The sequence below is a fragment of the Pantoea hericii genome, from assembly GCF_014155795.1.
Lineage (GTDB): Bacteria > Pseudomonadota > Gammaproteobacteria > Enterobacterales > Enterobacteriaceae > Pantoea > Pantoea eucalypti.
Genome location: NZ_SCKV01000002.1, coordinates 154,074 through 166,811, shown reverse-complemented (window position 1 = coordinate 166,811; position 12,738 = coordinate 154,074). Strand labels below are relative to the sequence as shown.

Sequence of the window (12,738 nt, the reverse complement as noted above, 5' to 3'; positions counted from 1 at the left end):
GAACGATCAAATTTAAGCATCTTCTCATCAAAAATTTATTCTCAACTTAAAAAGCTTTGTGTAATACTTGTAACGCTACATGGAGATTAACTCAATCTAGAGGGTATAAATAATGAATCGTACTAAACTGGTACTGGGCGCGGTAGTTCTGGCTTCAACTATGCTGGCTGGTTGCTCAAGCAACGCTAAAATCGACCAGCTGTCTTCAGACGTTCAGACTCTGAACGCTAAAGTTGACCAGCTGAGCAACGACGTGAACGCAGTGCGTTCAGACGTTCAGGCTGCTAAAGATGACGCAGCTCGCGCTAACCAGCGTCTGGACAACCAGGCTCACTCTTACCGTAAGTAAGAGTTCTGGTTTAAAAATGGCGCCTTTATGGCGCCATTTTTTTTGCCTGAATTCAGCACCCTTTCGGGTACGTGTTGCTTCAGGGTTGAACCGCTTTACCTTCAGTCTGTGAAACCGGATTCTCCGCGCTCGCAGAGGCACTCTCCAGCCCCGCAGGCAGCACGGTGTCACTCTGTACCGGCTCTCCACTGCTCACCAGCACAGGCATGCCTGAGCGGCGCGTTAAGCTGGCTTTAATCAGCGCGCTATCACTCTTCTCACTTTTCATAAACTTCTTCAGGTCACCGGTGATCGCAATCGGCATGGTCTGGGGATCGTCTTTGTCGCTATGGGATAGCGGCTGGTGTACTTCCACGTAGCGTTTCCCATCCGGCTCCACGGCGTACTTCACCGGCTGATTGATGATCTGAACACGCGTGCCTTTTGGCGCCGCGTTAAACAGCGCTTCAATATCCTCTGAGCGCAGGCGGATGCAGCCTGAACTGACGCGCATGCCGATGCCAAACTTCGCATTGGTGCCGTGGATCAGGTACTGGCCAGTGCCGCGCGCCAGACGCATGGCAAACTGTCCCATCGGGTTATCCGGTCCGGCCGGGACCACGCCGGGTAGCGTAATGCCCTCTTTGGCGTAACGCTTGCGGATGTTCGGAGTGGGCGTCCAGGTAGGATTCGGGATTTTCTGGCTGATTTGCGTCACCATGACGGGTGTTGCTGCGCCCAGCTGGCCAATGCCGATGGGATAGACGATGACTTTATCTTCCCCTTTGGGATAGTAGTAGAGGCGAAGCTCGGCGAGATTCACCACAATCCCTTCGCGCGGCGTATCGGGCAGGATCATCTGCAGCGGCACCGTCAGCTGGGTGCCCGCTTTGGGCAGCCAGGGATCGGTTCCGGGATTTGCCTCCAGCAGACCCAGCAGGCCGACCTGGTAACGGGACGCGATCGATTCCAGGGGTTGTTTATCATCGGGAACCTGTGTCAGGACGTTCTCGCCAATCAGGCGACTGTCAGGCGGTGGCAGCGGATATTCGGTGGCGAACGCGGGTGCAGAGAGCCCAAAACAGGTCAGCAGCAATGCACCGGCTAAACGTAAAGCAGGTTTCATGCAATTTTCTCGTCAGATAAAAAACAGACGCCGGATGGCGTCTGTGGAGTGTAACTTAGCTGAGGTTCTGAGCGGTATGGCGAATAGACCGAATCATCGCCTCCAGCCCCTGCGACCGGGTGGGCGTCAGGTGCTGCATCAGGGCCAGTTCGCCAAACCAGTGGCGCACATCCAGCGCCAGAATGTCGGCGGGCTGAAGGTTCTGATAAAGACTAAATACGATAGCAATCAGTCCTTTAACGATAGCGGCATCGCTGTCGCCTTCAAACGCAATCGAACCATCTTCCTGCGGGGTCATTCTGATCCACACCTGACTCTGACAACCCGAAATCACGTTTTCCGGCTGGTGTAAGGTTTCAGAAGATTCCGGAAGCTTTGAACCCAGTTCGATAATGTAGAGGTACTTCTCTTCCCAGTTGGCGCAACGATTAAAGTTGCGAACCAGTTTCTCTTTTTCAGGCAAAGTCGCCATCACTCACTCCGTTAAAACTGTTCAGCCGCCCAGCAGACGATGAATGCGCGTCAGACCGGCAGCCAGACGATCCACTTCCTCTTCACTGTTATAGAAGGTGAAGGAGGCACGGCACATCGCCGGAACATTGTAGTGCTGCATCAGCGGCATCGCACAGTGATGTCCGGTGCGAATCGCAATACCATATTGATCCAGGAAGCTGCCGACGTCGTAGGCGTGATGTTTGCCCAGATTAAAGGCAATCACACCGGCACGTGACTGCGGGCCGTAAATCTGAATATCGGGTACGGTGCCCAGCTTATCGAGCGCGTAGTTCATCAGTGCAGTTTCACGCTGATGAATGGTGTCCAGCCCCAGCGCCTGTACATAGTCCAGTGCCGCACCAAAGCCGATGATACCGCCGGTATTCGGCGTACCCGCTTCAAAACGCCACGGCGCACTGTTCCAGGTGGTGCCGGTGGGCAGCATGACCTGACCAATCATCGAACCGCCGCCTTCCCACGGTGGCATCTCATCCAGCAGCGCTTTGCGGCCGTAAAGAATACCCACGCCGTTCGGGCCATAGAGTTTATGGCTGGAGAAGACATAGAAGTCGCAGCCGATATCCTGCATGTCGACCTTGTCATGCATCACCGCCTGTGCGCCATCCACCAGTGTGACGACGCCAGCGGCTTTGGCCTGGGCAACAATCGCTTTAACCGGGTTAACGGTGCCGAGTACGTTTGAAACGTGCGTGACGGCCAGTAACCGGGTGCGGCTGTCAATCAGACTCGCCAGATGCTCCAGCGCCAGCTCACCATTGTCATTTAATGGCAGCACGCGCACTTCTGCACCCGTACGCTGTGCCAGCATTTGCCAGGGAACGATATTGGCGTGATGCTCCATCTCGGTGATGATCAGGTTGTCGCCCGCCTGGAGGTTACTGCTACCCCAGGTGTTCGCCACCAGATTGATACCTTCGGTGGTGCCTTTGACAAAGACGATCTCTTCCTGCGACTGCGCATTGATGAAACGGGCAGCCTGTTCGCGCACATTCTCCATGTCGCTGGTTGCCTGCTGGCTCAGCGTATGAATGCCGCGATGCACGGCCGCACAGCCATGCTGGTAGAAATGACTCTCGGCGTTAATCACCGAGAGTGGACGCTGTGCGCTGGCTGCACTGTCAAGATAGGCCAGCGGATGACCGTTGACCTCACGCTTCAGGATAGGAAAATCAGCCCTGATGCGTTCGAGATCGAAGTTCATCATACGTCGCCTCCGGGAAAGCGTTCAGCAATACGCTGCAGCACGGCCTGACGCATCACACTGTTTTCCAGCGTTTCTGTCAGTTCTGCGGCAAATGCATGAATGATCATGGTCTGCGCCGCATCCTGTTCAATACCGCGCGAACGCAGGTAGAACATCTGCTCATCATCGATGCGACCAATGGTGGCACCGTGACTGCATTTCACGTCATCCGCATAAATTTCCAGCTGCGGTTTGGTATCGACTTCAGAGAGTTTGCCCAGCAACAGGTTGTTGTTGGTCATCTGCCCGTCAGTTTTCAGCGCATGCTGAGCCACTTTGATGTGACCATTAAACACCGCGCGGCCTTTATCACGCACGATGGTTTTATGCATCTGGCGGCTCATACAGTGGCCTTTATTGTGCTCCAGGTAGGTGCGGGTGTCCGCCACTTCCTGTTTCACCGGCAGCACCAGGCTGTTAATCGCCAGCGTGGTATTTTCGCCGTTCAGCTGCGTACTGGTGTTGTGACGCGACAGGCCGGCACCCAGCAGGAAGCTGGTGCTGCTGACCTGGCCATCGTTACCAATCACCAGATCGTTGTGCGCGAAGTGGTAGCTGGCACTGCTTTCAAAGGCCAGCTTAGTGTGGGTCAGCTTTGCATTGTCGCCGACCGCAAAGGTAAAGCGCGTGCCAGTGAAATGGGCGCGCTCATCCAGGGAAACGTAGTGCTCAATGACTTCCGCTTCTGCACTCTCTTCAAGCTGCAGGTGATGACGATAGTGAACCGTATTCATGCCCGTCTGCTGGCCGCTGGTGATATGCAGCAGGTAGATCGGACGCGCAGCGGATTTACCGCGTGCCAGACGCAGGGTCGTGACCTCTTCCGCCAGACTTTCTGTCAGATGCAGGAAAATTTCCGGCTGAACCGCAGCGGGCAGCGGACGACGCTCTGAGGCCACGCAGTGCTGAACCTCAAACAGTTCGACATCACGGCTGCTGAATTCAGGCTGAAACTGACCGTCAACATACACCAGACGGATCGCATCCAGCGGCAGTGCCAGCGCATCAACCTGTTCAGCGCTCAGGGTCTGAGGCGCATCGGGCAGCACAAACTGCTGAGACAGCAGCGTATCCAGCGGCGTGTACTTCCAGTTTTCATGCTTGCGGGTTGGCAGGCCAACGCGCATCAGTTGCTGCCAGTGCTGCTGAGCCTGCAGAGAACGCACGTCGCCGCGTGATTCAAACAGGTGATGCCACTGTTGCAGCGCAGAATCACTCTTCGTCGGTAAGCCAGCCATAACCTTGCTCCTCCAGCTGTTTCACCAGCGAGAAGTCGCCAGATTTCACGATTTTGCCTTGATACAGCACATGAACGAAGTCTGGCTTGATGTAGTCCAGAATACGCTGGTAGTGCGTCACGATGATAAAGGCGCGCTTCTCGTCGCGCAGGCTGTTCACGCCATTCGCAACAATTTTCAGGGCATCAATATCCAGACCGGAGTCGGTCTCATCCAGGATGCAGAGCTCAGGTTCCAGCGCAGCCATCTGCAGAATATCGTTACGCTTCTTCTCACCACCGGAGAAGCCGACGTTAACTGAACGGGTCAGCAGATCTTCCGGCATCTTCAGCAGCTGAATTTTCTCTTCAATGAAGTCCTGGAAATCGAAGCGATCCAGCTCTTCCTGCTGACGATATTTGCGCACCGCGTTCACCGAGGTTTGCAGGAAAAACTGGTTGCTGACGCCTGGAATTTCGACCGGATACTGGAAGGCCATAAAGATACCTTCACCGGCACGCTCTTCAGGCGCCAGTTCCAGCAAATCTTTGCCTTTGAAGGTCACCGAACCGCCCGTGACTTCATAATCTTCGCGGCCTGCCAGCGTAGCCGACAGCGTACTTTTACCTGAGCCGTTCGGGCCCATGATGGCATGCACTTCGCCTGGTTTAATTTCGAGATTCAGGCCACGCAGAATGGCTTTATCTTCAACACTGACCTGCAAATCTTTAATGCTTAACATTCTTATTCCTTCACATTGCTTCCGGCAAGGCGTGTGACGGCATCAGCCCACACTGTGCTCAAGGCTGATGGCTAACAATTTCTGGGCTTCCACGGCAAATTCCAGTGGCAACTCCGAGAATACGTCTTTACAGAAGCCGTTCACGATCATCGAGATCGCATCTTCTTCACTGATACCGCGTTGCAGACAGTAGAACATCTGATCTTCGCCGATACGTGAGGTAGTAGCTTCATGCTCCAGCTGGGCGGTATTGTTGCGGGTTTCGACATACGGGAAAGTATGCGCACCGCAATCCGGACCGATCAGCATCGAGTCACACTGCGTAAAGTTACGGGCATTGGTGGCGGTTGGCATGATCTTCACCAGCCCGCGATAGGTGTTCTGACTTTTACCGGCCGAGATCCCCTTAGAGATAATGGTCGATTTGGTGTTTTTACCAATGTGGATCATCTTGGTGCCGGTGTCGGCCTGCTGACGACCGCTGGTCAATGCCACTGAATAGAATTCGCCTACCGAGTAGTCCCCGCGCAGAATGCAGCTCGGATACTTCCAGGTGATAGCAGAACCGGTTTCAGACTGCGTCCAGGACATTTTGCTGTGGTCACCTTCACACAGCGCACGCTTGGTCACGAAGTTAAGGATACCGCCCTCACCTTCGCCGCCAGGGAACCAGTTCTGAACGGTCGAATATTTCACTTCAGCATTTTTATGGATAATCACTTCCACCACGGCCGCGTGCAGCTGGTAAGTATCACGTACTGGCGCGGAACAGCCTTCAATGTAGCTGACGTAGCTGTCTTCATCGGCAATGAGGATGGTGCGCTCGAACTGACCGGTTTTCGCCGCGTTAATACGGAAATAGGTCGACAGCTCCATCGGGCAACGCACCCCTTTCGGGATGTAGACGAAGGTGCCGTCTGAGGCGACCGCTGAGTTCAGCGCAGCAAAGAAGTTATCATTCGCCGGAACCACCGTGCCGAGGTACTGCTTCACCAGCTCAGGATGTTCCTGAATGGCTTCGCCGAATGAACAGAAGATAATCCCCTGCTCCGCCAGCTTGCCACGATAGGTGGTCGCGACCGACACGGAGTCGAAAATGGCGTCAACCGCCACTTCACGGCCTTCACGTACCGGTACACCCAGCTGATTAAACGCATTTTCCACTTCCTGCGTCAGATAGTCGCTGGCTGGCGCGCTGCCTGAAGCCTGCATGGCACCCGGCTCGGAAGCACAGCTGTCGTCGCAGTTGCCGCAGGAGGGCGCGGAGTAGTAGCTGTAATCCTGGTAGTCGAGTTTTTCGTAGTGGGCTTTCAGCCAGTGTGGCTCTTCCATTTCAAGCCAGGCACGAAAAGCCTTAAGACGAAACTCCAGCATCCACTCTGGCTCGTTACGCTTGGCCGAGATCGCCCTCACCACATCTTCATTGATGCCGTTGGCAAATTCTTCGGTCTGCAGTTGGGTAAAGAAGCCCTCTTTATAGTTGAGCTTGCCTTCCCAGATTTGTACATCGTCAGATGTTTCGCTGTGTCGTGACATATTTCACTTACTCGACGCCAAAGCTTTCACCGCACCCGCAGGCGTGCTGAGCTTTAGGGTTATTGAATTTAAAAATCTGATTCAGGCCTTCGCGAACGTAATCCAGCTCGGTGCCATCAACGAATGGCATCGCCTGAAGCGGCACAAACAGCGTTGCGCCGTGGAATGAGAACTGCAAATCGTCTTCGACAGGCTCTTTAACCAGATCCATGACGTAGCCAAACCCGGCGCAACCGGATTGTTTCACGCCAAGCCGCAGACCCTTGACTTCAGGATCCTGAGCCGCCAGATTGAGAATTTGTTGTGCTGCGGTTTCAGTCAGCGTCAACCCTTTCCAGACAAAATCGTCGGGTGAGAAAGAGTCTGTATTAACGGATGCCATGTTGATACCTCTTGAGTCCGGACCTTTTCAGGCTATCCCCCTATGGTAGTGATCTGTACAATCACTTCAACCTCTTGTTTTGCAGGGATAATCATCTAGTGCTGTTTTATCTGCTTATTTATTAAGCATAGCTGCTCCCGCTCACCCTGCGGTAAGAGAATCAGCGTCAATAAGCGGGTGATAACCTATTAATAAATCACTCTTTTTAAAAAAACCATTTTTGATCAAAGTGCTTATTGATAGGTTACACCTTTCTTTGATGTAAACAGATTGTTATTTCCGATTATACCGACAGGCAGGATAAATCGATAAATTTTTCTGCCCACCCGTTGCAATCACGGCCGGAATGAATACGATAATTATTATCATTAACATTCAGGGCGACGCGATGACCCTTTCTGTCTCAGCCTGGCTGCAGCATAAAATCGACGAATACCAGTTTTCGATGCGGGATATCACCGTCGACTTTTATATGGCACAGGCAAAACTTGACCGGGCCGACTGCACGATCCATCAGCTACGTCAGTTCAATGATGCCTGTCAGGATATGGCAGAAATCTGCCAGATGAACGGTGACGATCAGAGTTACCTGCACGCCATGGGTAAACTGCATCACCGACTGCTGCAGGAGATGGGAAACAACGATCGCGATCGCCTGTTTCGCCTTCAGGCTTATCAACTGGCGCGATTGTCCCTGACCCGACTCTGCCATCAACTGGCCATGGTCGGAGAATGGAACAAAGCCACCGTGCTGCAAAGTGACTTTATGCGTCACGCAGGCTGGATATTCTAATCCAGCCACGGCGTGACGTCGCGCACAATTTTTTTACATTATCTCTAACAATGCCTGAAGCGGATGGCGCATGCCATTGCCTTCTACACGCTTGACCTGACTACGGCATGAATAACCCGTGGCCAGGCAGCGCTGACGAGGCAGTCGCTGAAGCTGTGGATGCCAGGAGAGTGCATAGATTCCCAGCGAATTTTCGAGGTTTTTACTTTCGTGTCCGTAGGTGCCCGCCATGCCGCAGCAGCCGACATTGATGTTTTCCAGCTTTGCACCAAACCGGGCAAAGATACCCTGCCACTCATTCGGTGTGGAAGGCTGCGCGGTCACCTCAGTGCAGTGCGCGAAGAGATACCAGGATTCCCCGCCTGTTGCCTGCACGTCACGTTCTGCCAGCGCACGCGCTAACCACTCATGTACCAGCAATACGCTGAAGTCGCCGCGCGACTCACCCAGCGTCTGACGATACTCATCGCGATAGCAGAGCACGGTAGCGGGATCCACACCCACCATAGGCAGTTCCAGTTTTGCTACCCGATTAAGAAAATCGGCGGTGCGAGCTGCCGTGCGTGCAAAACGCTGCAGGAAACCTTTCACATGCTGCGCTTTGCCGTTAGGCGAGAATGGCAGCAGTACCGGACGGTAGCCCAGCTTCTCAATCAGCCTGACAAAATCATTTACTAACTGGGCTTCATAAAAGCTGGTAAACGGATCCTGCACCACCAGCACACAGTTTGCGCGATCGGCAGCTGGCAACGCTTCCAGCTGTTCCAGCGTCATGTTCATGGCGGGATGACCGCTGAGCTGCTGTTTCAGATTTGGCGCCGAGAGCAGAGGCAGATCGACCATGCCGATATGCGTTTTACTTAACTCTTTCACCCAGGGCTGACGCAGGAAGAAATTGAACACCTTCGGCGCTTTCGCCATCAGTGGTGCATAGCTTTCAACCGCCGCCACCAGATGATCGCTGACCGGCCGCAGATAGCGGGTGTGGTAAAGCTGGAGGAAGCGCGAACGGAACGCGGGTACGTCAATTTTGATCGGACACTGGGTCGAGCAGGCCTTACAGGCCAGACAGCCCGACATCGCCTCCTTTACCTCGTGAGAGAAGTCATACTCCCCTTTGCTGGCGTGCCAGCTGTTGCGTGTGCGGGTAATCAAGCCGCGCAGCGACAGCGTGTTTTCCGGCAGCTGCTTTTCCAGTACAAGGGGATCGACACCCTGTTCAGCCAGCAGCCGCAGCCATTCCCGCGTCAGCGTCGCCCGTCCCTTAGGAGAGTGAATGCGGTTGCGGGTAATCTTCATGGAAGGACACATCGGGCTGCGGGCATCAAAGTTAAAACACAACCCGTTGCCGTTACACTCCATCGCCCCACGCCATTCATCCCGCACCGTGACCGGAATCTGCCGATCAAAGGTGCCGCGCTTCACTGCATCCACCTGCATCATCTCGTCGTTGCGGTTAAAGGGCGTGCAGATTTTACCTGGGTTAAGACGGTTTAACGGGTCAAAGGCGGCTTTGATGCGGCGCAGTTCGTTAAACAATGTTTCGCCAAAGAATGCCGGACTATACTGGACGCGGAAACCTTTGCCATGTTCGCCCCACAGCAGGCCGCCGTAGCGCGCAGTCAGCGCCACCACATCGTCGGAGATCTGCTTCATCATCATCTCCTGCTGCGGATCGCACATATCCAGCGCCGGACGCACGTGCAGGACGCCTGCATCGACGTGACCAAACATGCCGTAACTCAAACCGTGGCTATCCAGCAGGGCGCGAAATTCGACAATATAGTCCGCCAGTTTTTCCGGCGGAACGGCAGTGTCTTCCACAAACGGAATCGGCTTAGCGCGGCCTTTGGCATTCCCCAGCAGACCCACCGCTTTTTTACGCATGTTATAAATGCGCTCAATGCCATCCAGATCGTTACACAACTGATAGCCAATGACGCCTCCCTGCTGCTGCGCCATCAGCGCGTCAAGGCGGTCGCAAAGTTGTTCAATCTGCTGATCGATCAGCGCTGCGTTGTCACCGGCGAATTCAACAATATTGAGACCCAGCATCGCTTTGTCGGGTACGTCAGTAATTAATTCACTCACCGAGTGCCAGACGATATCTTCACGTGCCAGATTCAGTACTTTAGAGTCAACAGTCTCGACTGAGAGCGCCTGCGCTTCCACCATCAATGGCGCGTTGCGCAGGGCCGAGTCAAAAGAGTCATATTTAATGTTCACCAGCCGCCGCACTTTTGGCAGCGGGGTGATATCGAGTCGCGCTTCGGTGATAAAGGCCAGCGTTCCTTCAGCGCCGCACAACAGGCGTGTCAGGTCAAAGGTCTGCATATCGTCACTGAAAACGTGGCGCAGATCATAGCCGGTCAGGAACCGATTCAGCTTTGGAAACTTTTCCAGAATCAGCGCACGATGCTCGCGGCAACGCGTCAGCACCTGCTGATAGATCCGCCCTTCCGGGGTGGCCGTCTGTGCCAGTGTTTCTGCCAGCGCCGTCGCCATGGGCCGCGTATCAAGCATATCGCCGCCCAGCAACACAGCCCGCAAGCCCAGAACGTGATCCGACGTTTTGCCGTAAACCAGCGAGCCCTGACCAGACGCATCGGTATTGATCATTCCGCCCAGTGTCGCACGGTTACTGGTCGATAATTCTGGCGAGAAGAAAAAGCCAAATGGTTTCAGCCAGGCATTCAGCTGATCTTTAATCACCCCGGCTTCAACCCGAACCCAGCCCTCATCCGTATTAATCTCCAGGATGCGGTTCATGTAGCGCGACATATCCACCACGATCCCCTGATTCAGCGACTGCCCGTTGGTGCCAGTGCCGCCGCCACGTGGGGTAAAGACCAGACTGGCAAAGCGCGCTTCGCCGGCCACGCGGGCGAGCAGTGCAACATCGGCGGTTGAACGTGGAAAGAGCGCCGCGTCGGGCAGCAACTGATAGATGCTGTTATCGGTAGAGAGTGAAAGACGATCGGCATAGCTGGTTGCCATGTCACCGGTAAAACCCTGCTCTTTCAGTGACTCAAGGAACGTCAGCACCAGTTGAACGAGGCCCGGCGCCTGCGAAATCTGTGGGATCATGATTGTCTGACCGAAGGTGTTGTAAACGTTTGCGTTTATACGTTAGCGATTTCTCGTTTTATCATATTTTTCCTGCGTCTGCCCTTTTTTCAGAAAAGGCAAAAACCTTTCACCACGACGCTGTTTAATCCCTGGCAAATAGATCATGATAAAAACGGGCATCCGAATGCCCGAAAATGAAGGATTAAGACGAGGTTATGAGTCAATGATGAAAAGCCAGTACCGGGATATGGATTTACCGCAAATACTCTTCACCCTGATGTTCATTCTGCTGCTGATCGTCGCCTGTTTATGGGTGGTGCAGCCGTTTATTCTGGGCTTTGCCTGGGCCAGCATGGTAGTGATTGCCACCTGGCCATTGATGCTGAAATTCCAGCGACTGTTATGGGGACGCCGTTCACTCGCGGTGATCGTCATGACACTGCTGCTGCTCTTGCTGTTTATTATTCCTATTGCCCTGCTGGTCAGCAGCCTGATCGATAACAGTGCGCCTGTGATTGCCTGGGTGACCCAGGGCCACACGATGCCGAAACTGACGTGGCTCAGGGAAATCCCGATGGTGGGTAAAAAGCTGTATGTCAGTTATGACACGCTGGTGGCGAGTGGCGGTGCCGGCGTGATGGCGAAAATACAGCCTTACATCGGCCGCACCACAGGCTTTTTTGTGGCTCAGGCCGGTCATTTCGGGCGCTTTATGATCCATCTGGGCGTGATGTTACTGTTCAGCGTGCTGCTTTACTGGCGTGGCGAACAGGCTGCCCAGGGCATCCGTCACTTCGCGTTTCGTATGGCGGGACGACGCGGTGATGCTGCGGTGCTGCTGGCGGCACAGTCCATTCGTGCCGTAGCGCTGGGTGTGGTGGTGACGGCGCTGGTGCAGGGTGTGCTGGGCGGCATCGGTCTGGCGATTTCCGGTATTCCTTATGCCACGCTGTTAACGGTACTGATGATCCTCTGCTGCCTGGTACAGCTCGGTCCACTGCTGGTGCTGGTTCCTGCCATCATCTATCTCTACTGGAGCGGCGATACCACCTGGGGCACCGTGCTGCTGGTCTGGAGCTGTGTGGTCGGCACGATGGATAACGTTCTGCGCCCGATGTTAATCCGTATGGGTGCAGACCTGCCGATGATTCTGATCCTCTCAGGCGTGATTGGTGGCCTGTTCGCGTTCGGCATGATTGGTCTGTTTATCGGCCCGGTGGTTCTGGCGGTTTCCTACCGTCTGGTTTCGGTCTGGGTACATGAAGCGCCCGCCCCGGATAAAGACCCGATGGCCTCGGCTGATGCACTGGCCGATCACGAGGGTACCCCACCAGCTGTATAATGCGGTGCAATGGCACTTTGCGCCAATCCCCCTGATGTACATTGATTAGTGCGGTTAATGATGATTAACCGCACCTCTCTTCATCATTCAGATAAATTCTGTTTTTCATTAGCGATTTTTAATAAAAAAGCCATCTTTGACCTAAAAACGACCATTCAGGGCTAAAAAAGATTACTTTCTGCACTGTTTCTTAAGCCAAATGACCAGGTAAAGATGACAAAAGATTATCGGCTTTAAACTAATAAGAGGATTCTTAAAGACGACAGCCAGCCGTATGAATAACATGTTTCCTATGTTCGAAATCAACCTGATGATTTTCAGACAAACTTATTCCCCTGAGTAGAGTAAAGAATTGCTGTGTGTAGTCTTTGCCCATCCCCTGTGATGGGCTTTTTTTTGCCTGAAATAAGCCAGCTATAAATAGAAAAGGCCCGCAATGCGGGC

Annotated in this window: 11 protein-coding genes and 1 other RNA gene; 4 read left to right on the top strand and 8 right to left on the bottom strand. The window is 53.9% G+C overall.

What is annotated here, in order from left to right; translation table 11 throughout:
- Nucleotides 1-112: 112 nt before the first annotated feature.
- Complete coding sequence (locus tag H7K52_RS04380; protein WP_003853216.1) at nucleotides 113-349, top strand: major outer membrane lipoprotein; 237 nt, start codon at nucleotides 113-115, stop codon at nucleotides 347-349.
- A gap of 79 nt (nucleotides 350-428) precedes the next feature.
- Here H7K52_RS04380 and H7K52_RS04375 read toward each other — a convergent pair whose 3' ends face one another.
- From H7K52_RS04375 to sufA, 7 genes are read right to left on the bottom strand one after another with little or no spacing between them, the layout of a single operon-like run.
- Nucleotides 429-1,454: a L,D-transpeptidase family protein gene (locus H7K52_RS04375; protein ID WP_039660350.1), complete on the bottom strand. Its 1,026-nt coding sequence runs from the start codon at nucleotides 1,452-1,454 to the stop codon at nucleotides 429-431.
- A 55-nt stretch (nucleotides 1,455-1,509) separates the two neighbouring features.
- Complete coding sequence (gene sufE, locus H7K52_RS04370; protein ID WP_003853221.1) at nucleotides 1,510-1,926, bottom strand: cysteine desulfuration protein SufE; 417 nt, start codon at nucleotides 1,924-1,926, stop codon at nucleotides 1,510-1,512.
- 21 nt (nucleotides 1,927-1,947) lie between these two features.
- On the bottom strand, nucleotides 1,948-3,171 hold the full coding sequence (sufS, locus tag H7K52_RS04365) for a cysteine desulfurase SufS (protein WP_182629872.1): 1,224 nt from the start codon (nucleotides 3,169-3,171) through the stop codon (nucleotides 1,948-1,950).
- Nucleotides 3,171-4,451 (bottom strand): Fe-S cluster assembly protein SufD, encoded by a 1,281-nt coding sequence (gene sufD / locus H7K52_RS04360; RefSeq protein WP_182629757.1) that lies wholly within the window; start codon nucleotides 4,449-4,451, stop codon nucleotides 3,171-3,173. The genes sufS and sufD overlap by 1 nt, the downstream gene beginning before the upstream one ends.
- A complete protein-coding gene (sufC, locus tag H7K52_RS04355; RefSeq protein WP_003853225.1) occupies nucleotides 4,426-5,172 on the bottom strand; it encodes a Fe-S cluster assembly ATPase SufC in 747 nt (248 codons plus the stop codon). Before sufC ends, sufD begins: the two co-directional genes overlap by 26 nt.
- Before the next feature lie 42 nt (nucleotides 5,173-5,214).
- A complete protein-coding gene (sufB, locus tag H7K52_RS04350; RefSeq protein ID WP_003853227.1) occupies nucleotides 5,215-6,708 on the bottom strand; it encodes a Fe-S cluster assembly protein SufB in 1,494 nt (497 codons plus the stop codon).
- A 7-nt stretch (nucleotides 6,709-6,715) separates the two neighbouring features.
- Nucleotides 6,716-7,090 carry a Fe-S cluster assembly scaffold SufA gene (gene sufA / locus H7K52_RS04345; protein WP_003853229.1) on the bottom strand — a complete coding sequence of 125 codons (375 nt, stop codon included), beginning with the start codon at nucleotides 7,088-7,090 and terminating at the stop codon, nucleotides 6,716-6,718.
- 388 nt (nucleotides 7,091-7,478) lie between these two features.
- On the opposite strand from sufA, the gene H7K52_RS04340 reads away from it, so the two are divergent.
- Complete coding sequence (locus tag H7K52_RS04340) at nucleotides 7,479-7,883, top strand: hypothetical protein (RefSeq protein ID WP_033743294.1); 405 nt, start codon at nucleotides 7,479-7,481, stop codon at nucleotides 7,881-7,883.
- Between the two features lie 33 nt (nucleotides 7,884-7,916).
- Here the strand turns inward: H7K52_RS04340 and ydiJ are convergent, their stop codons facing one another.
- Nucleotides 7,917-10,970 (bottom strand): D-2-hydroxyglutarate dehydrogenase YdiJ, encoded by a 3,054-nt coding sequence (gene ydiJ / locus H7K52_RS04335; RefSeq protein WP_182629756.1) that lies wholly within the window; start codon nucleotides 10,968-10,970, stop codon nucleotides 7,917-7,919.
- 205 nt (nucleotides 10,971-11,175) lie between these two features.
- Here ydiJ and ydiK point away from each other — a divergent pair, with 205 nt between their 5' ends.
- Nucleotides 11,176-12,294 (top strand): AI-2E family transporter YdiK, encoded by a 1,119-nt coding sequence (gene ydiK, locus H7K52_RS04330; RefSeq protein WP_003853236.1) that lies wholly within the window; start codon nucleotides 11,176-11,178, stop codon nucleotides 12,292-12,294.
- Between the two features lie 292 nt (nucleotides 12,295-12,586).
- Nucleotides 12,587-12,694: antisense sRNA RprA (rprA, locus tag H7K52_RS04325), an RNA gene on the top strand.
- The last annotated feature ends 44 nt before the right edge of the window (nucleotides 12,695-12,738 follow it).

Bases quoted from the DNA above. Each gene is read 5' to 3' on its own strand.
- H7K52_RS04380 (WP_003853216.1), top strand. From the start codon at position 113: ATGAATCGTACTAAACTGGTACTGGGCGCGGTAGTTCTGGCTTCAACT.
- H7K52_RS04375 (WP_039660350.1), bottom strand. From the start codon at position 1,454: ATGAAACCTGCTTTACGTTTAGCCGGTGCATTGCTGCTGACCTGTTTT.
- sufE (WP_003853221.1), bottom strand. From the start codon at position 1,926: ATGGCGACTTTGCCTGAAAAAGAGAAACTGGTTCGCAACTTTAATCGT.
- sufS (WP_182629872.1), bottom strand. From the start codon at position 3,171: ATGAACTTCGATCTCGAACGCATCAGGGCTGATTTTCCTATCCTGAAG.
- sufD (WP_182629757.1), bottom strand. From the start codon at position 4,451: ATGGCTGGCTTACCGACGAAGAGTGATTCTGCGCTGCAACAGTGGCAT.
- sufC (WP_003853225.1), bottom strand. From the start codon at position 5,172: ATGTTAAGCATTAAAGATTTGCAGGTCAGTGTTGAAGATAAAGCCATT.
- sufB (WP_003853227.1), bottom strand. From the start codon at position 6,708: ATGTCACGACACAGCGAAACATCTGACGATGTACAAATCTGGGAAGGC.
- sufA (WP_003853229.1), bottom strand. From the start codon at position 7,090: ATGGCATCCGTTAATACAGACTCTTTCTCACCCGACGATTTTGTCTGG.
- H7K52_RS04340 (WP_033743294.1), top strand. From the start codon at position 7,479: ATGACCCTTTCTGTCTCAGCCTGGCTGCAGCATAAAATCGACGAATAC.
- ydiJ (WP_182629756.1), bottom strand. From the start codon at position 10,970: ATGATCCCACAGATTTCGCAGGCGCCGGGCCTCGTTCAACTGGTGCTG.
- ydiK (WP_003853236.1), top strand. From the start codon at position 11,176: ATGATGAAAAGCCAGTACCGGGATATGGATTTACCGCAAATACTCTTC.